The sequence below is a fragment of the Rhodospirillum centenum SW genome, assembly GCF_000016185.1.
Classification (GTDB): domain Bacteria; phylum Pseudomonadota; class Alphaproteobacteria; order Azospirillales; family Azospirillaceae; genus Rhodocista; species Rhodocista centena.
In genome coordinates, this window is the sequence record NC_011420.2 from 3,217,834 (window position 1) to 3,234,795 (window position 16,962).

General features: G+C 72.1%; 16 protein-coding genes. 8 read left to right on the forward strand and 8 right to left on the reverse strand.

Features of this window, described 5'->3' with window-relative positions; genetic code table 11:
- The first annotated feature begins 76 nt into the window (after positions 1-76).
- From RC1_RS14985 to RC1_RS14995, 3 genes are all read left to right on the forward strand, one after another.
- Positions 77-631, forward strand: a complete 555-nt coding sequence (locus RC1_RS14985; RefSeq protein ID WP_148213474.1) for an SH3 domain-containing protein — start codon at positions 77-79, stop codon at positions 629-631.
- Positions 628-1,341: a class II aldolase/adducin family protein gene (locus RC1_RS14990; protein WP_012568279.1), complete on the forward strand. Its 714-nt coding sequence runs from the start codon at positions 628-630 to the stop codon at positions 1,339-1,341. Before RC1_RS14985 ends, RC1_RS14990 begins: the two co-directional genes overlap by 4 nt.
- A 155-nt stretch (positions 1,342-1,496) precedes the next feature.
- Complete coding sequence (locus tag RC1_RS14995; RefSeq protein WP_012568280.1) at positions 1,497-3,176, forward strand: amidohydrolase; 1,680 nt, start codon at positions 1,497-1,499, stop codon at positions 3,174-3,176.
- 230 nt (positions 3,177-3,406) lie between these two features.
- Here the strand turns inward: RC1_RS14995 and RC1_RS15000 are convergent, their stop codons facing one another.
- Positions 3,407-3,901, reverse strand: coding sequence for a DUF4411 family protein (locus RC1_RS15000; protein ID WP_012568282.1), 495 nt, complete (start codon positions 3,899-3,901; stop codon positions 3,407-3,409).
- Entirely contained in the window at positions 3,901-5,055 is a 1,155-nt protein-coding gene (locus RC1_RS15005) for an XRE family transcriptional regulator (RefSeq protein ID WP_012568283.1), read from the reverse strand. The genes RC1_RS15000 and RC1_RS15005 overlap by 1 nt, the downstream gene beginning before the upstream one ends.
- Before the next feature lie 474 nt (positions 5,056-5,529).
- Here RC1_RS15005 and rpmB point away from each other — a divergent pair, with 474 nt between their 5' ends.
- A complete protein-coding gene (gene rpmB, locus RC1_RS15010) occupies positions 5,530-5,829 on the forward strand; it encodes a 50S ribosomal protein L28 (protein WP_012568284.1) in 300 nt (99 codons plus the stop codon).
- 19 nt (positions 5,830-5,848) lie between these two features.
- On the forward strand, positions 5,849-6,628 hold the full coding sequence (locus RC1_RS15015) for a queuosine precursor transporter (RefSeq protein ID WP_012568285.1): 780 nt from the start codon (positions 5,849-5,851) through the stop codon (positions 6,626-6,628).
- Between the two features lie 72 nt (positions 6,629-6,700).
- Here RC1_RS15015 and RC1_RS15020 read toward each other — a convergent pair whose 3' ends face one another.
- Positions 6,701-8,014, reverse strand: a complete 1,314-nt coding sequence (locus RC1_RS15020) for a ribonuclease J (RefSeq protein ID WP_234703783.1) — start codon at positions 8,012-8,014, stop codon at positions 6,701-6,703.
- Positions 8,015-9,091: 1,077 nt separating this feature from the next.
- Between RC1_RS15020 and RC1_RS15025 the strand changes: the two genes are divergently transcribed.
- The gene (locus RC1_RS15025) at positions 9,092-11,146 is read left to right on the forward strand and encodes a M10 family metallopeptidase (RefSeq protein ID WP_049766736.1); all 2,055 of its coding nucleotides are present in this window, start codon (positions 9,092-9,094) and stop codon (positions 11,144-11,146) included.
- Positions 11,147-11,245: 99 nt separating this feature from the next.
- Here the strand turns inward: RC1_RS15025 and RC1_RS15030 are convergent, their stop codons facing one another.
- On the reverse strand, positions 11,246-11,860 hold the full coding sequence (locus tag RC1_RS15030; RefSeq protein WP_012568288.1) for an SAM-dependent methyltransferase: 615 nt from the start codon (positions 11,858-11,860) through the stop codon (positions 11,246-11,248).
- 168 nt (positions 11,861-12,028) lie between these two features.
- Here RC1_RS15030 and RC1_RS15040 point away from each other — a divergent pair, with 168 nt between their 5' ends.
- Complete coding sequence (locus tag RC1_RS15040) at positions 12,029-12,709, forward strand: RibD family protein (RefSeq protein ID WP_012568289.1); 681 nt, start codon at positions 12,029-12,031, stop codon at positions 12,707-12,709.
- On the opposite strand, the gene RC1_RS15045 is transcribed toward RC1_RS15040, so the two are convergent.
- Positions 12,666-13,232, reverse strand: a complete 567-nt coding sequence (locus RC1_RS15045; RefSeq protein WP_012568290.1) for a hypothetical protein — start codon at positions 13,230-13,232, stop codon at positions 12,666-12,668. The genes RC1_RS15040 and RC1_RS15045 overlap by 44 nt on opposite strands.
- Before the next feature lie 307 nt (positions 13,233-13,539).
- On the opposite strand from RC1_RS15045, the gene RC1_RS15050 reads away from it, so the two are divergent.
- Positions 13,540-13,833: a hypothetical protein gene (locus RC1_RS15050; protein ID WP_012568291.1), complete on the forward strand. Its 294-nt coding sequence runs from the start codon at positions 13,540-13,542 to the stop codon at positions 13,831-13,833.
- On the opposite strand, the gene RC1_RS20290 is transcribed toward RC1_RS15050, so the two are convergent.
- The 3 genes from RC1_RS20290 to RC1_RS15065 form a co-directional block, all read right to left on the reverse strand.
- A complete protein-coding gene (locus RC1_RS20290; protein ID WP_012568292.1) occupies positions 13,811-15,049 on the reverse strand; it encodes a M48 family metallopeptidase in 1,239 nt (412 codons plus the stop codon). The genes RC1_RS15050 and RC1_RS20290 overlap by 23 nt on opposite strands.
- Positions 15,046-16,308 carry a YjgN family protein gene (locus RC1_RS20295; protein WP_012568293.1) on the reverse strand — a complete coding sequence of 421 codons (1,263 nt, stop codon included), beginning with the start codon at positions 16,306-16,308 and terminating at the stop codon, positions 15,046-15,048. Before RC1_RS20295 ends, RC1_RS20290 begins: the two co-directional genes overlap by 4 nt.
- 132 nt (positions 16,309-16,440) lie before the next feature.
- The gene (locus tag RC1_RS15065) at positions 16,441-16,962 is read right to left on the reverse strand and encodes a hypothetical protein (protein ID WP_012568294.1); all 522 of its coding nucleotides are present in this window, start codon (positions 16,960-16,962) and stop codon (positions 16,441-16,443) included.

The window sequence follows — 16,962 nt, forward strand, 5'->3', positions numbered from 1 at the left end:
GCCCCAGCCCTCCCTTGACCCCGCCCGGCCGGCGGGGCAGGGTTCGGCCCGATCCGGAAACATGCGTCAGAAGGCGATGGCTCTCAGGTCCGTTCTGAAATCCCTGGCTCTTCCCGCCCTGCTGCTGCTGGCCGTGCCGGCGTTCCCGGCACCGGCCGCGGCGCAGGACGAACCGCAGCAGGAGGCCGATCCGCGGCCCGATGCGGTGGTGCGCAGCGGCCTGCCGATCCCCCGTTTCGCCACCCTGCGCTCGGACGAGGTGAACCTGCGCACCGGCCCCGGCGTGCGCTATCCGGTGGACTGGGTGTTCGTGCGCGCCGGCATGCCGGTGGAGATCACGGCCGAGTTCGACACCTGGCGCCGCATCCGCGACTGGGAGGGCACCCAGGGCTGGGTCCACCGTTCCATGCTGGTCGGCCGCCGCAGCTTCGTCGTCACCGGCGACATCCGCACCCTGCGGCAGGAGCCGGGCGGTTCGTCGCCCGCGGTGGCGCAGGCCGAACCCGGAGTCATGGGGCGGCTGAACTACTGCAAGGGCGACTGGTGCCGGGTCGAGGCGCAGGGCATCGAGGGCTGGCTGCGCCGCGGCGAGTTCTGGGGCGTCTACCCCGACGAGGAGGTCAAGGATTGAGGAGCAGGACGGACGAGAGCGAGGCGGGCGCCCGGGCGGCCCTGCTGCGCGCGGCCCAGGCGCTCAACGCGCTGGGCATCAACCAGGGCCGGTCGGGCAATGTCAGCGTGCGGACGGCGCAGGGCTTCCTGGTCACCCCGTCGGGCGTGGCCTATGAGGCGATGACGCCGGACATGCTGGTGCCGGTCACGCTGGACGGCGGCTACCGCGGCGATCTCCGCCCGTCCAGTGAATGGCGCCTGCACCGCGACATCTACCGGCACCGGCCGGAGGCGGGAGCGGTGGTGCATGTGCATTCCACCGCCGCCACGGCTCTGGCCTGCCTGCGCCTGCGCATCCCGGCCTTCCACTACATGGTCGCCATGGCCGGCGGGACCTCCATCGAGCTGGCGGACTATGCCACCTTCGGCACGCAGGAACTGTCCGACGCCATGCTGGCGGCGCTGGGCCCGCGCCGCGCCTGCCTGCTGGCCAACCACGGCCAGATCGCCTATGGCGCCACGCTGGAGAAGGCGCTCGACCTCGCGGTGGAGGTGGAGGCGCTGGCCCGGCAGTACTGGCACGCCCGCAGCCTGGGCGAGCCGGTGATCCTGTCCGAGGCGGAGATGGCGGAGGTGACCCGCCGCTTCGCCGCCTACGGCAAGCCGGCGGCCGAGCGCACGGCCGCGGACGACGCCGTGCTGGGCTTCCCCCACCGGCTGGACGGCTGAGCGGCCCGCGGCCCCTCGACGCTCCCCCCGGCAGCGGTTAAGACTCCGAGTCTCTGACCCGGACGGGCGGGGCATCGGCACGGGACGACCGACAGACGACCGACAGACGACCGACAGACGAGCGACAGGCGACCACGGACGGGGGAACGACGGGCATGCGGGGACTTCTGCGCACGCTCCTGGGCGGACTGCTGCTGGCGACGCCAGCGGCCGCGCAGGAGCCGGCCGATCTGGTGTTCTGGGGCGGGCCGATCCACACGGCGGAGGAGGCGACCCCCGACGTGGAGGCGGTGGCGGTGCGCGACGGGCGCATCGTGCATGCCGGCCCGCGGGCCGGGGCCCAGGCCCTGGTCGGCCCGGCCACGCAGGTGGTGGACCTGCGCGGGGCGGCGCTGTTCCCCGGCTTCACCGACGCGCACATGCATCTGGACGGCGTCGGCCAGCGCGCCCTGTCGCTGGACCTGTCCAGGGAGCCGTCGCTCGCCGCGCTGCTCGCCACCGTGGCGGCGCGGGTGGCCCGGCAGCCGCCCGGCAGCCTGCTGACCGGCGGCGGCTGGATCGAGACGCACTGGCCGGAGCAGCGCTTTCCCACCCGCCAGGACCTGGACACCGTGGCGCCGGACCTGCCGGTGCTGCTGACCCGCGCCGACGGCCACGCCCTGGTGGCGAACAGCGCCGCCCTGCGCGCCGCCGGGATCGACGCGGACACGGCGGCGCCGGAGGGCGGCGAGATCCTGCGCGATGCCGAGGGCCGGCCCACCGGCATGCTGATCGACACCGCCATGTCGCTGGTCGCCGGGCTGCGCAAGGAACCGACGGTGGAGGAGCGCCGCCGCGCCTATGCCGAGGGCGCGGCGCTCTATGCCCGGCTGGGCTGGACCGGCGTCCACACCATGGGCACGCCGCTGGAGGACGTGCCGATCCAGGAGGCGCTGCTGGCCGAGGGGGCGCTGCCCCTGCGCGTCTACAATCTGGTCCGCCGCATCGACGGCGAGCGGCTGGTGGCCGAGGGACCGCGGCAGAGCGGCGACGGCCGCATCGTCACCCGCGGCGTCAAGCTGTTCGCGGACGGTGCGCTGGGGTCGCGCGGCGCGGCGCTGCTGGAGCCCTATGCCGACGCGCCGGGCCGCGGCCTCGTCCTGCTGGACCCGGCGGAGACGGCCCCCTTCCTGGCCGCGGCGCTGAAATCCGGCATCCAGGTCGCCACCCACGCCATCGGCGACCGCGCCAACCGGCTGGTGCTGGACGCCTACCAAGCCGCCTTCGCCGCCGTGCCGGCGGCGGAGCGGGCGCTGGCGGACCCGCGCTGGCGGGTGGAGCATGCCCAGATCGTCGCCCCGGCCGACCGGCCGCGCTTCGCCGGGCTGGGCGTCATCGCCTCCATGCAGCCCAGCCACGCCATCGGCGACCTGCACTTCGCCCCGGCCCGGCTGGGGCCGGAGAGCGCCCGGCTGGGCGATTCCTATGCGTGGCGCAGCCTGCTGGAGAGCGGGGCGGTGGTCGCCGGCGGCTCCGACGCGCCGGTGGAGGTGGGCGACCCCCGCATCGAGTTCTACGCCGCCGTGGCGCGGCGCGACCTCTCGGGCTTCAGCGGTCCCGGCTGGCATCCGGAACAGGCGCTCGACCGGCAGGCCGCGCTGCGGCTGTTCACCCTGGCCCCGGCCCATGCCGCCTTCCAGGAACGGGATCTCGGCAGCATCGCCGTCGGCAAGAAGGCGGACCTGACCGTCTTCTCCGCCGACCTGATGACCGTGCCCGTGGAAGAGATCCCGAAGGCCCGCGCGCTGCTGACCGTGGTGGACGGCACCATCGCCTATCGTGCCGAGGGCTGGTGAGGAGAGCGGCTCAGTTCAGGACCGTTTGCTTTGGACATGGTTCAGAAGCCGGATCACTGCGCATCGCCGGAACCAACGGCAAGGGCTCGTGCTCAAGGGGGGCTGGCGTTGGATGCGCAAGCCCCGTAACGGCTCAGGCCATGAGAACTGCGCGTCGCTCAGCCACAGACAACCCTGATCCATATCCTGAGCGATCGTTCCAGTGAGCGACATCTACGCTCGTTCTGCCGTTACACGGCAATCCTGAATTTTGCAGCACCCTGCTTCAGCAGCTCGAAGGTATCGATATAGGGCACGCCGAACGCCTGACAGATGTTGGGCAGCGGGACCCGGCGTTGTGCGCCAGCCTGATACTTCTCCTGCGTCACGACTGTAGCCCCGATGGCGCCGGCCTTTGCCACCAACCATGGGTCGGCGCCAGAGAGGAACTGGGCCTTGGCCTCTGGCTTGAAAGCGCCGGCTTGGACGGTCGCAGCCACCCTGGCGAAAAAGGTCTGCGCCGCCACGTCATCCACCTTGAGGAAGCGGCCGTCGGCTCTGCGGTCCTTCACCCATCGGGAGAGGCTGTCGCCGCCGCCGGCCAACTCGTCGTAGACAGGCTTGATGCTGCAGACCTTCATTTCCGGCACCTGCGCATCCATCCAGTCCCAGAATCCCGGGCATATGTCGAAGTCGTAATACCGGTTCTTGGCCTCGATGAACACGTTGGCGTCCGTCAGGAACATCAGCTCGTCACCATCATCTGCCGGCGGTAGAGATCCTTCACCTGCGCCGGCTTCATGTGCAGCAGTGCTCCCGCCTCGCGCAGCAGGAGGTGTCCGCTCATGGCGCTGTTGAGCACCGCTCTGGTGAACTGTTTTCCGTTCTTGACGGGCATGTTCAGGTAGAAATCGCCCCCGCCACTGGACTCGATTTTCTGCCAGCGGCGCACTTCCTGCTGGTAAAACGCAAAGAACTCTGCGCGGTCAATCAACCTGAGGTCAAGGGCGCGGCGTGCGATCACGATCCGACTGACCTTGAAGGTGCGGGACAACCAGGAGGCGTTGGCCTCGACCGAGTCCGTTCGGCTCCAGACCCGGTCAAGCTCGGCGGCAGGCACAAGCACTTCGGCCGCTATGATATTGCAGAACCGCTCGACATCCAGCGTCTGCGGCGCATCAAGGCCGGGATTGGAGACGCCGCTCTGACCGACCCAGATGTGGGCCAGTTCGTGCGCCAGGGTGAACGCCTGGGCGGCCTTGGCATCACGGCCGTTGACGAAAACCAGGGGCGCATAATCATCCACGATGGCGAAGCCGCGGAACTCCTCCACGGTGAAGGTGCGATGGGTGTTGCTCCCCACATAGCCTGTCCGCATCACCCAGACACCCGCGGTCTCGCTGGCCTCCGACAGCTCCGTGATGAACTCCTCCGGTGTTCGTGTGGATCGCTGGACGGTGGCGATCTGCAACGTGTCCCGGATATCCGCGGCCACGGTCTCCGCCTGCGCGTCCGGACCGAACCGGCCGACGAACGCCTTTCGCGGGGCGCCGATCTCGATCAGGTGCTCCCTGTACCAGTCCTGCTTCTGCAGCACATCCCGCAAGAGGTCCATGAAGTCCAGGCTGAAGCGCCGCCGCGGCGCGTCGCCCACGGTCCGCAGGTCGGGAATGGGCAGGACCTCTTCGGGCGGTTCCGGCAGGAACAGGTATCCAAAGGGGACATGGGCGGCGTCTGCGAACCGTTCCGCCTGTCGGAAAGTGGGCCTCGCGGCGCCCCCTTCCCAGTCCAGTACAGTCTCGGCGGTCGTCCCCAGTTTCTTTGCGAGCGCATCCACGGGCAAGCCGGCCCGCTCCCGTGCCCAGCGCAGAATCTCTGGACTGACCAGTGCCTCGCTCATCTGTAGAAGGTCACTCTTTCCGGAACACCACGATAGACGCTACATCACTCAATGAGGATCTGCCCAGAGCGGAACAACATTCGCCGGCCGAACCTTGGGTGGTGGACTCATTGAGCCCGCCGGGGATGACAGCGACAGGGGCGATCGCGGCGCAGCAGTTTCTTGCAAGTCGATCACAGCGTGTGACGATCCTCCGTCAGTTTTCGAGAGCCGGGCGGTTCCGAAGCCGATGACGAGGCCCCGGTGTCCAGGTCCCTTGCCGCGTCGAACTGCTTGCAACGGAAAGCTCGGGTCGGGGAACTGCCAGCGGCCAGGGTCTCTTGACTCTCCCCACCGTCTCGGCTAGATACCGCGCTCTCCGCCGCGCGTTCCTGCGCACGGCGGGACGGTTTTCGTGTTTCCGCGCGACCTCTCCCCGGTACAGCGGTGACGTCGCCCGACCCATAAAGTCGCCCGACCAATAAAGGTGTTCCGATGTCCCGCAAGTGCGCCGTCACCGGCAAGGGTGTGCAGACCGGCAACAACGTCAGCCACGCCAACAACAAGTCCCGCCGCCGCTGGCTGCCGAACCTGCAGGAGACCTCGCTCCTGTCCGACACGCTCGGCCGCATGGTCCGTCTGCGCCTGTCCACGAACGGCATCCGCACCATCGAGCACAAGGGTGGTCTGGACGCGGCCCTGCTCGACATTCCGGACGCGCGCCTGAACCAGGACGCCCGCCGGGTGAAGAAGCAGATCCAGAAGGCGATCGAGGCGAAGAAGGCCACGGCCTGATCCGCCGGGGCGGGGGGCCGTGTCCCTCTCCCCTGCCGACCTCGTCGCCCTGCTGAACGGCCTGCCGCCGGAGCTTCTGCTCCTGCTCCAGGCCGTTTTCTGTTTCGGCGCCATCCTGCTGATGGGGCGCCTGTTCGGGGCGGCGGGGTTGCAGCTCTACATCGCCGTGGCCGTGATCGGCGCGAATGTCGAGGTGCTGAAGGCCGTGCAGTTCGGCCTCTACGCGCACCCGGTCGCGCTCGGCACCGTGCTGTTCAGCTCGACCTATCTGGCGACCGACATCCTGACCGAGCATTTCGGGCGGGACGCGGCCCGGCGCGGCATCTTCATGGGCTTCGCCGGCTATCTGCTGTTCACCTGCATGATGCTGCTGACGCTCGGCTTCCCGCCGCTGACGCCCGATCAGGCGGGGGCGGAGATGGCCTGGGCGCTGCCCATGCAGGACCACATGGCGGCGCTGTTCACGCCCGCGCCGGCGCTGTTCGCGGCGGGCATGACCGCCTACCTGACCAGCCAGATCTTCGATGTCTGGGTCTACCAGCGCCTGCGCGGCGCCACCGGCGGCCGGCATCTCTGGCTGCGCAACAACGGCTCGACCATGCTGTCCAGCCTGGTGGACAACGTGATCTTCAGCGTGCTGGCCTGGGTCGTCTTCGCGCCCGAGCCCGTGGGGCTGGAGGCGCTGCTCTTCACCTACATCCTGGGCACCTACCTGCTGCGCGTGGCGCTTTCGGTGCTGGACACGCCCTTCATGTACCTTTCCCGCCGGGCGCTCGGGCGGCAGCTCCCCGCCACCTGACAGGGGGGTGCCTGACCGGGGGGCGCCTGGACCGGGAGCGCCTGACCGGGGATGGGGAAGGGGCGCCGGCGGTCAGGCCGCCAGCGCCAGATCCTCCTCGGGCGACCAGGGCAGCAGGTCCCGCCCGTCATGGGCCAGACGCTTCGGGTCCACCCGGCCGACGACGGCCGTGCCCTTCGCGGCCAGCCGGATGACGTCGCCGTCCTCCGGCACCAGGGCGCGTTCGACGCCGCAGCTCCGGGCCAGACGGGCGTGCGCCTCCAGATGCTCCAGCGTGCCGTGGACGGGCACGGCGAAGCGGGGCCGGACCAACCCGTACATCCGCTTCAGGTCCTCCCGCGCCGGATGGCCGGAGACATGGACCGGCGCGTCCGAGGGCGTCAGAACCTCCACGCCCGCCGTCTCAAGATGGCGGACGACGGCGGCGATCGCCTCCTCGTTGCCGGGGATGGCGCGGGCGGAGAAGATCACCGTGTCGCCCTTCGCCAGCCGCAGCGAGCGGTGCTCGCCGCGGGCGATGCGGCTCATGGCGGCGCGCTCCTCGCCCTGGCTGCCGGTGCAGAGCAGCACCAGCTCCCGCCGCGGCAGCGATGCCGCCTGGTCCAGGCTCAGGAACTCGGGAATGTCCTCCAGATAGCCGCAGGCCCGCGCCGCCTTCTCCATGCGCAGCAGCGAGCGGCCGGCCAGCACGACCCGGCGGCCGTTGGCCTTGGCCGCCAGCGCCACCGCCTTCATGCGGTGGACATTGCTGGCGAAGCCGGTGACGGCGATGGTGCCCTTGCGCCCGGCGAAGGCGGCGGTCAGCCCGGCATGGGCCTTCGCCTCCGACGCCGTGCTGCCCTCGACCATGCTGTTGGTGCTGTCGCACAGCATCGCCAGCACGCCCTCGTCGCCCAGCCGGCGCAGCGCCTCCACGTCGGTGGTGTGGCCGACCAGCGGGCTGTCGTCGAACTTCCAGTCGCCGGTGTGCAGGATGGTGCCCGCCGCCGTGTGGATGGCCAGCGCCACCGGCTCCGGGATGGAGTGGGTGACGGCGATCGTCTGCACCCGGAACGGGCCCAGCGCGATCTCGCCGCCGATCGGCAGCGGGTGCAGGCGCACCTGCCGGGTCGTGCCGGTCTCCTTCAGCCGCTCGCGGATGACGTGGGCGGCGAAGTCGGTGGCGTAGATCGGGCAGTCGAGGCGCGGCCAGAGGTGCTGGATGGCGCCCACATGGTCCTCATGGGCATGCGTCACCACCAGCCCGACCACGTCGGCCATCCGCTCCTCGATGAAGGTCGGATCGGCCATCACGGCGTCCAGGCCGGGCTGGTCGTCGCCCAGGAAGGCGACGCCCGCGTCCACGATCAGCCATTTGCCGGCGTGGCCGTACAGCGTCATGTTCATGCCGATGCGGGAACAGCCGCCCAGCGGAAGGAAAAGGATCTCGTCGGCGCCCGGGACCGGACCCGGGATCGTGCGGCCGGCCCCCGTCTCGGGGGTGCGGGCCGGAGCGGACCGGCGCTGTCTCTTCGGCGCGGTCCCACGCGGCGCAGCGCGCCGCCCATGCAGGAATGTCATGCAGTCTTTCGTTTCTGACCGTTCGTCGTTCTCCGCCGTTCCCGGGGTGGGAACGGGGTGGCGCCCGCTTCCGTGTCCCGCGTTTCCGCGGCGCCTGTCTCTTCCGCGCTTCGTCTCTGGCACCGGCCGCGGGGCGCGTGTTCCCGCGGTTGGCCGTGTGCCGGCATTCGACGCTGCCGGCAGGGCGTGCGCCGCCGGAGGGCGACGCGGAAAGGGGGCACCGCCATGGCGGTGCTGAACGGCCCGGACCCGGGTGCCGCGACCGACCCCGCAAGGGAGGCCGGGCGGCAGACCGTTCGCGCAGGCCGTCAGGGCCTGCGGCGGGTACGGTCCGGAACCGGAATGGGGCCGGGAGGGACGCCGCCGTCCGATTCCTCACTCCCTGGCCCCTGCAGGATCAGAGCCTGCGAGTCCGGGGCCGAGGGGCGGGGCGCCCGGTGTCCGGTCGGACCGCTCTCCTGCCGGAGCTTCCCGGCGGGGATCGGATCGGACCGATGAAGAAATGCACTCCACGATATGGATGTTCCGCCACGGATTGCAAGTCCGTTCCTTGTCCCGGCCCCGCATCTGCCGCAGGCCGCCCCTGCCCGACGCCCTCCTGCCCGACGCCCTCCCTGCGCGGCACCCTCCTGCCCGGCGCCCTCCCTGTGCCGTGCCGGACCCTGAAAACTAACCCGTCATGTCCGGAAAATGTCATGAATAGATCTAAGGCATCGTAAAAACGGTAGCTGCCGTATCCGCCCCGGACGGATTATTCACCAAATAGCGCCGCCTGTATCGGCCGGTCATGACCTACCCTGCACAGGATTGCGTCCGCCATCCTGTCGAGCGTCCATGCGCCGGCCCCGTTCCCTGCCCCCCGCCGCCCTGCCGTCTCCCGCTGCTGCCCTGCGGGGGGCAGCCGTGCCGCTCCCGGGCCTGCCGCTCCTCGCCGTGGCGACCCTCACCCTGGCGGCGGCCCTGGCGCCGGCCGGTGCCGCGGGGCGCTCGCCGGACCCGCTCTGGCAGGGGGCGGAGCGGCTGGCGCTGCGCTGTTCGCTGGCGCCGGTGCCCGGGTCCGACCGGCTGGCGCTGGAGACGGCCCTGTGCCGCCGTGCGGCCGCGCTGGCCGCCCGCGGCGCGCCGCTGCCGGTGGAGGCACTGGCCCCCGGCGATCCGGCGCTGCTGGCGGACGGCACCGTGGCCCTGCTGGTGCAGGCGGCGGTGCAGCCGGCCGACACGCTGGTGCCGGGGGCGGCCGGCCGGGTGCTGCTGCTGGTGCTGCGGCCCTGGCGCAAGGGGGCGCCGCCGCCCGCCCTGTTCGGCCCGCCGCCGCGCGCCGTCGCCCTGCCGGCCGCCGCCGATGCCCTGGCGCCCCTTGATGCCGCGGCCCTGGCCGGCCCCGACGGGCCGGTCGCCCGCACCCTCGACGCCCTTCTGGCGGAGGCGCTGCCCTGGCGCCGCCGACCGCCTGCCACCCGCCCGCCTGTTACCGATCCCCCCCCTCCGGGAGCCCCGAGAATGAGCGCCGTCCGCCCCCTGTCGTTCCGCTCCACCGCCCGCGAGTTCCCCGTCGATGCCGGCACCGGCAAGGCGATCTGGGACACCGATACCATCGCCGACCACCTGATCCGCACCGGCACGGCCTGGGCCGCCCCCGGCGGCGTGGTCCGCTACGGCTTCATCGACCACCGGCCGGCCGAGGGCTACAGCCCGAACGGGGAGGCCGAGGGCTTCTCCCCCTTCTCCGCGGCGCAGCGGGAGGCGGCGCGCCAGGCCGCGGCCCTCTGGGACGACGTGCTGGCGATCCGCTTCGTGGAGGATACCCGGCCCGACGGCGGCCAGATCCGCTTCGCCAACACCACGACCGGCCCCGGCCAGGCCTGGGCCTATTTTCCGGACGCGCGGGCGGCGGCGGGGGGCGATGTCTGGGTCAATCCCGACCAGGCCAGCAACCTGGAGCTGGCGCCGGGCTATTACGGCCTGACGACGCTGGTCCACGAGATGGGCCACGCGCTGGGCCTGTCGCATCCCGGCGACTACGACGCCGGCGACGACGGCGAAATCTCCTATGCCGCCAGTGCGGAGTATTTCCAGGATTCGCGCCAGTACAGCATCATGTCCTACTGGGATGCGCGGCTGACCGGGGCCGACCATGTGGACTGGTGGGACCTGCGCTTCGTCTACGCCGCCTCGCCCATGCTGCACGACATCGCCGCCGCCCAGCGCCTTTACGGTGCCGACAGGACGACGCGCACCGGCGACACGACCTACGGCTTCAACGCCAGCGCCGACCTGGCCGACCGCCCGTCCTTCGACTTCACCCGCAACACCCAGCCGGTGGTCGCCCTCTGGGATGCCGGCGGCACCGACACGCTGGACTTCTCCGGCTTCGACACGCCATCGGTGCTGGACCTGCGCCAGGGGGCCTTCAGCAGCGGCGGTGGCCGGGCGGACGTGCCGGCCGACTATGCCGCCCAGGGCGACAGCCTGCTGAAGCAGAACATCGCCATCGCCTTCGGCACGGTGATCGAGAACGCGGTCGGCGGCAGCGGCGACGATCTGGTGATCGGCAACGAGGTGGCGAACCGGCTGGACGGGGGCGCGGGGGCCGACACGCTGGTCGGGGCGCAAGGCCGCGACACCCTGGTCGGCGGCGGTGGGGACGACCTGTTCCGGCTGGTCCGGTCCGGCGACAGCCCGGTGCGGGCGCCGGACGTGATCGTCGATTTCGACCAGGGCGACGACCGCATCGACCTTTCGGCCATGGATGCCGACCTGCACCGGGCCGGCGACCAGGATTTCCGCTTCATCGGCAGCGCCCCCTTCACCGGCGCGGGCGAGATCCGCGCGGTGGGCACCGACCTCGGCATGCTGGTGCAGGGCAACGTGAAGGTGGATGGCGTGATCGACTTCGCCCTCCTCCTCCTCGGCGTCACCCGCCTCGACGCCGACGACTTCCTCGGCCTCGTGGGCTGAGGGGGCGGTCCTCCCCAGGATGGCAGGGGAACTGGGCGGCAGGGGCGCGCGCCCGTCCAGATCGTCGCCGTCCAGATCGCCGCCATCGTCAGCGGCTGGTCATGCGTCCCGACCCTGGGGGCGCCGGGCCACCAGCCGGACGGTCGCGGCCGGGCCGCGGTGGAACGGCCCCTCGTCCAGCGCCGGGTCCGCCTCCTCCAGCAGGAGAATCTCCAGCCCGGCGAAGTCGCGCCGCAGCATGTCGGCATCGTAGAGCAGGGCCGGGTCCTTCGGGCCGCCGCTGGCACGGCCGAGCTGGGCCGGCCGGAAGGTCTCCAGGATCAGCACCCCGCCGGGGCGCAGGCTCCGCGCCATGGCCGCATGGACCCGGGCGCGGCAGTCGGGCGGCAGGTGCAGGAAGATGACGACGACCGCGTCGAACCGCGCCTCCGGCCAGTCCCAGGCGGCGAGATCGGCCACCGCGGTGGCGATCCGCACCCCGCGCTCCCGGGCCAGCCGCTCCGCCTTGGCCAGCCCGACGGCGGAGCTGTCCACGGCCAGCACCTCCAGCCCCCGCTCCGCCAGCCAGACGCCGTTGCGCCCCTCCCCGTCGCCGGGCAGCAGCACCCGCCCGCCCGGCGCCAGCAGCGATGCCTGCGCCGTCAGGAAGGCATTGGGCTCCGTGCCGTAGACGAATCCGTCCGTGGCGAAACGCTCATCCCAGAAGCTGGACACGCCCGATCTCCCGCTGTGGTTCCCGGGGCAGGGTAGCCCCGCACCGGCGTCACCGGAAGCCCCGGAGCGCCCCGGAAGCACCCCGGGGGCACCGGCGTCGGGCGCGGGCCGACTGCCGTGCGCAACCGTTGCTGCGGCAGGCGATGACCGGCGGGGGGGAGGGGGCGGATGGATCTGGTGCAGGTTTCGGTGGCCATGTCGCTGGACGGCTGCATCGACCGCGCGGGCGGCGAGCGGCTTGTCCTCTCCGGGGCGGAGGATCTGCGCGAGGTCCAGGCCGCCCGCGCCGCAGCGGACGCCGTGCTGGTCGGGGCCGGCACGCTGCGGCGGGACGATCCCCGGCTCACCGTGCGCGTGCCCGAGCTGCGGCAGGGGCGGCTGGACCGCGGCCTGCCGGCCGATCCGGCGCGGGTGGCGCTGACCCGCAGCGGCACGATCGATCCGGACGCCGCCTTCTTCGCCGGCGACGGGCGGCGCTTCGTGCTCTGCCCGACAGCGGTGGCGCCGGGGCTGCGCCGGCGGCTGGGGGCGGTCGCCACGGTGCTGCCGCTGGAGCGGACGGACGCGCCGTCCATCGTCGCGGCGCTGGAAGGGGTGGGGATCGACAGGCTGCTGGTGGAGGGCGGCACCCAGGTGCTGACCCTGTTCCTTGCCAGCGGCTGCTTCCACCGGCTGCGGCTGGCGGTGGCGCCCTTCTTCGTGGGGCAGGCGGGGGCGCCGCGGCTGGCGGCGGCGGCGGACTATCTGCACGGCGGCGACCGCCGGCTGCGGGTCGTGGCGACCCGCAGCGTCGGCGGCATCGCCGTCATCGAGCTGGAGAACGACGCAGCCGTCCCCAGGTCCCGCTGACCACGCCCTCGGCCGGGGCGCCGTCCGAGGGGGTGCCGCCCGCGGGCGGCGTCGGCGGCGTCGGCTGGCGCAGCGGCAGCGGCCGGTCCAGGAGGGCCCAGGCCAGCTCGCGCAGCGACTGGCCCAGCTCCTTGCGCAGGGCCGGAACGGCCAGCCGGTGCAGCAGCAGGGCCGGCTCCGCCGGCATGCGGCGCTGCACCAGGGCGACGAAGGTCAGCAGGGCGCGCTCGTCGCGGCTGATGCGCGGGGCGCAGCCGTTGGGGATCTCCGGCTGGGTCAGGGGATAGCGGTGCATCAGGTCCAGCGCCTGTTCCCAGGCCAGCAGCGCGTCGGCCCAGCCGGTGCCGGCCAGCCGGCGGAACTCCGCCTCCACCTGCACCCAGCCGAAGCGGCCGTAGCGCCAGCGGCGCGCGGACCAGACCAGCAACTGCTCCACGCGGTCCAGGTCGAAGACGGTAAGGCCGGAGTCCGGACCGGAAGCGGGACCCGGGTGGGAAGGCCGGTCCTGGCTGATCGCCTGCATGCTTGCCTCCGTGGTCGATACCGGAACCATATTGAGAGTCATTATCAATTGCAAGCCCGTCCAGGAGGGGATGCCCGACAGGGCTGCCGGGGGCGGGCCATCGGGTTCGGCCGTCAGGGGGCGGAAACCGGAAGCGGGGAAACCGGAAGCGCGCCGGCCATCAGGGTCGGAACGCCGCCCCGGCTCCCCGGTTCCGCCGCCACCCGGTCCAGGGCTGCTCCTGGACCGGGACTGCGGAGGAACCGGGAACGGAGCCGGATCGTGGCGGTTGATGGCGCCTGACTCTTACATAGGTCGGGAGATGAAGATGACCAGCGGTGCCCGTGGCAGTGATGCGATCAGAACCACCGATCACGATGCCATCCGGCGCTGGGCCGAAGCGCGCGGCGGCCGTCCGGCCGCGGTCGCCGGCACCGGCGGGGACGATGCCGACGACGGCGGCATCCTGCGCATCGACTTCGGCGAGAAGGAGGAGGGGCTGGAGGAAATCTCCTGGGACCGCTTCTTCCGGACCTTCGAGGACCGCCGGCTCGCCTTCCTCCACCAGGAGGAGATCGAGGGCCACGACAGCCGTTTCTTCAAGCTGGTCCGCCGCGACTGACGCCGCCGCCGGCCCCGCCCTCCGGTTCCCGAGGCGCCTCGCCAAGGGGGGCGGTTTCCGGGGCCACGACGCTGCCGCAGATGCGGCGCAGCGCGTCCCATGCTCCCGGCGGCAGCAGCGGGGCAGCCCCCGCCGGCGGGTCGCGCGACAGGCGCGCCTCCAGGGCCGCGATACGGACGGCCGTATCGGGATGGCTGGACAACCAGCGCAGCCAGACCGGCGGGTCGCCGTGACTGTCGCGCATCCGCCCGAACAGCCGGGCCAGCGGCGCCACCGGCAGGCCGGCTGCCTCCAGCCTGTCGGCGGCGAAGGCGTCGGCCGCCATCTCCCGCTCCTGGCTGTAGCCCGACTCCAGCGCCTGGGTCAGCAGGGCGGCGGCGACCCCGCCGCTGAAATCGCCCGTCACCAGCGAGACCACGGCGCCGAACAGGCCGACGCGGATCACCCGCACCGTCGGGTCGCGGGCTACGGCATGGCCCATCTCGTGCGCCAGCACGCCGGCCAGCGCCTCGGGACTGTCCGCGACGGTGATCATGGCAGCGGGCACGACCAGGACGCCGCCGGGCAGGGCGAAGGCGTTGACCATGCGGCTGCCCACCACCCGCACGCGGAAGCCTTCCGCCGGAAGGTGCGGCCCCGGCCCGGACAGCCGGGCCAGCATCGTCTCCAGCGCCGCCGTTCCCGCCGGGTCCTCGCAGCGTCGCGGCAGCCCCTCATCCCCGACCATGTCGGCCAGGGACTCGGCCACCGCCTCCCCCACCCGCCGGTCCAGCGACGGCGGCACCAGTCCGGCCAGCACAGGCGCCAGGGCGGGGATCAGCACGAACACCACCAGCAGCAGCGACAGCACCGCCCCCGCCAGGGTCAGGCCCGCCGACCATCGGCGCGGGGCCCGGTGGGCGGGACCGGCGGTGGCGGGGAAGGCTGCAGCCAGCCGGGCCGGGGTGGCGTCATCGTCGGGCAGCAGCCGGACCGCCGATCCGGCCTCCAGCCCCAGAGCGCCCGGTGGACCGTCGGGCAGGGGGCGGACCTTGGCGCCGGGCCAGCGGTCCAGTTCCCGTCCGTCGGGATGCAGGATCACCAGCCACGCCGCCTCCGCCCGCAGCCGCACGGCCAGGGTCTTGCCGGTCGCGCCGTCCTGGTAGCGGGCGCTGCCCAGGTCGCCCGGCTCAGCGCCTCCGGGCGGCGCGCTGCCGGCGTCCGCCGGCCGTGTCACAGCCCGATCCCGATGTCGCCCACGGCGTCGATCAGCCCCTCGCCCCGGCGCGGGGCCGGGGTGGCGCGGTTGACGATGGCGTCGGCGGCGGACAGGTCGGTGATCCGGCCGTGCGCCGCCAGCCGCGTCAGCAGCGCCGGCAGGTAGTAGCCCGTCGTCACCAGCGGCGTGGCCGCCAGCAGCAGCAGCAGGGCCACCGCGCCCCCCACCACGACGCCCGCCGGCGACGGGATCAGCATGGCGATGCCGATGCCCGCCAGCGCCGCCAGCCCCGCCACGGCGAGCAGCAGCAGCGCCGTCACGGCGATCACGCCGATGAAGGCCCGCGCCGGCGCGTCACAGCGGAAGCGGATGCCCTCAAGCCAGGTGTGCCGGGTGAAGTGCCGGAACCGGACCAGCCGGTAGAAGGCCAGCCCCAGAAGCCCGGCGGCATAGGACAGGACGGCGACCGTCAGCAGCATGTCATTCAGATCGACCGGCGTCGGGGGGACGCCTGCCTGATGTTCCTCCACCGTCTGCAGTGCCGGCATGAATCCGACGAACCAGAGCACTGTGCCCAGCGCCAGCAGGCCCCAGGCGGCCAGCCATGCGCCCCAGAGGCCGCGGCTGTCCGCATCGCTGCCGAACCTGCCGGTGCCGAACCGGGTGATGGACATGCGGTAACGGTAGGTGTTCGCGTCCGCCCAGGGCATGGCGATGCCCAGCGACAACGTCGCCAGCAGATAGGCCCAGAGATGCTGTCCGACGAAGCGGGCCACCGTCCCGTCCTGCCCGGCCGCGATGCCGCTCCAGCGCGTCCGCGTCAGCAGATAGCGCCGCGCGAAATAGGTGCCGGTCAGGGCCAGCGCCCCCAGCAGGGGATAGAACAGCAGGGTAAGCGTCACCCCCGCCACGGGATGGGTGACGGTCAGGACATTGGCGACGAACTGAAAGCCGGCCAGCACCGGGGCCAGCACCACCAGGGCGACCATGAAGCCCAGGAACAGTTCCATCCCGCGGCCGGTATAGTCCAGCGGCCGGCCGTCGATCCGCAGCGCCCCCCAGAAGAAGCGCCGCACCCGGGTGCGCGCCCAGAAGCGGTAGAGCCCCAGCGTCAGCAGGTTCAGCAGCATGTTCGTCAGCAGCAGCCCGATCAGCGTGCCGCGCTCCGCCTCGAACCGCACGGCTCCGTCGCCGGTCCCGCCGCCCGTTGCGTCGCCCGTCTCCGCCCCCGGCCGCCCGTAGGGCGGGGTCATGCCGGTCAGCACCGCGTCCGTCATTCCCCAAGCGCCTCCTTCTCGCCCATCTGTCGTCAGATCCGCATTTCTGCGAGGATCATAAGGGGCAGGCGGGGGAGAATCCACAGGCGAAACGTGCCTTTTTCCTGCCGCATACAGCCGGATGGCGAATCGTCAGAATGTCGCCAGCGGCGGCGGGGCGGTCTTCAGCAGGTCCTGGAGCAGGCGGACGACTTCCTCGATCTGCGTGCGGACCTTGTCCAGCTCGTCGGCCTTGCGGTCGTCCACCGAGGCCTCCAGCAGCATCATGTCGTAGTCCTTCAGCACGCCCTCGAACGCCTCGCGCTCCATCTCCAGGATCTCGTGGGCGCCCAGCGCCTGGACCAGCAGAGCCGGCGGGTCGCGGAAGAAGAACAGGCTGACGCGGGTGAAGGCGGCGATGGCGCGCAGCCGGGTCCGCACCAGCCAGGCCCCCAGGTCGGGCGGGGCCTGGGCCCGGCTCTCCTGCGCCTTGTCCTGCACGGCGAAGACCATGGACTGGATTTCCAGATAGGCGGCGCGGGCCTTCTTGTAGTCGGGGAAGGTGCGGCGCGGCATGTCCGCCGTCGCCTCGAACCCCGCCACGGCCTGCGAGAGCGAGCGGACGAGCTGGCGCAGCACGGTCGCGGGCTGTGAGGTGTCCCCTTCGCGGGCCAT

What these genes read in the sequence shown, in the direction of transcription:
- RC1_RS14985 (WP_148213474.1), top strand. Translation starts at nt 77, where the DNA reads ATGGCTCTCAGGTCCGTTCTGAAATCCCTGGCTCTTCCCGCCCTGCTG.
- RC1_RS14995 (WP_012568280.1), top strand. Translation starts at nt 1,497, where the DNA reads ATGCGGGGACTTCTGCGCACGCTCCTGGGCGGACTGCTGCTGGCGACG.
- RC1_RS15000 (WP_012568282.1), bottom strand. Translation starts at nt 3,901, where the DNA reads ATGTTCCTGACGGACGCCAACGTGTTCATCGAGGCCAAGAACCGGTAT.
- RC1_RS15005 (WP_012568283.1), bottom strand. Translation starts at nt 5,055, where the DNA reads ATGAGCGAGGCACTGGTCAGTCCAGAGATTCTGCGCTGGGCACGGGAG.
- rpmB (WP_012568284.1), top strand. Translation starts at nt 5,530, where the DNA reads ATGTCCCGCAAGTGCGCCGTCACCGGCAAGGGTGTGCAGACCGGCAAC.
- RC1_RS15020 (WP_234703783.1), bottom strand. Translation starts at nt 8,014, where the DNA reads ATGAACATGACGCTGTACGGCCACGCCGGCAAATGGCTGATCGTGGAC.
- RC1_RS15040 (WP_012568289.1), top strand. Translation starts at nt 12,029, where the DNA reads ATGGATCTGGTGCAGGTTTCGGTGGCCATGTCGCTGGACGGCTGCATC.
- RC1_RS15045 (WP_012568290.1), bottom strand. Translation starts at nt 13,232, where the DNA reads ATGCAGGCGATCAGCCAGGACCGGCCTTCCCACCCGGGTCCCGCTTCC.
- RC1_RS15050 (WP_012568291.1), top strand. Translation starts at nt 13,540, where the DNA reads ATGACCAGCGGTGCCCGTGGCAGTGATGCGATCAGAACCACCGATCAC.
- RC1_RS20295 (WP_012568293.1), bottom strand. Translation starts at nt 16,308, where the DNA reads ATGACGGACGCGGTGCTGACCGGCATGACCCCGCCCTACGGGCGGCCG.
- RC1_RS15065 (WP_012568294.1), bottom strand. Translation starts at nt 16,962, where the DNA reads ATGGCCCGCGAAGGGGACACCTCACAGCCCGCGACCGTGCTGCGCCAG.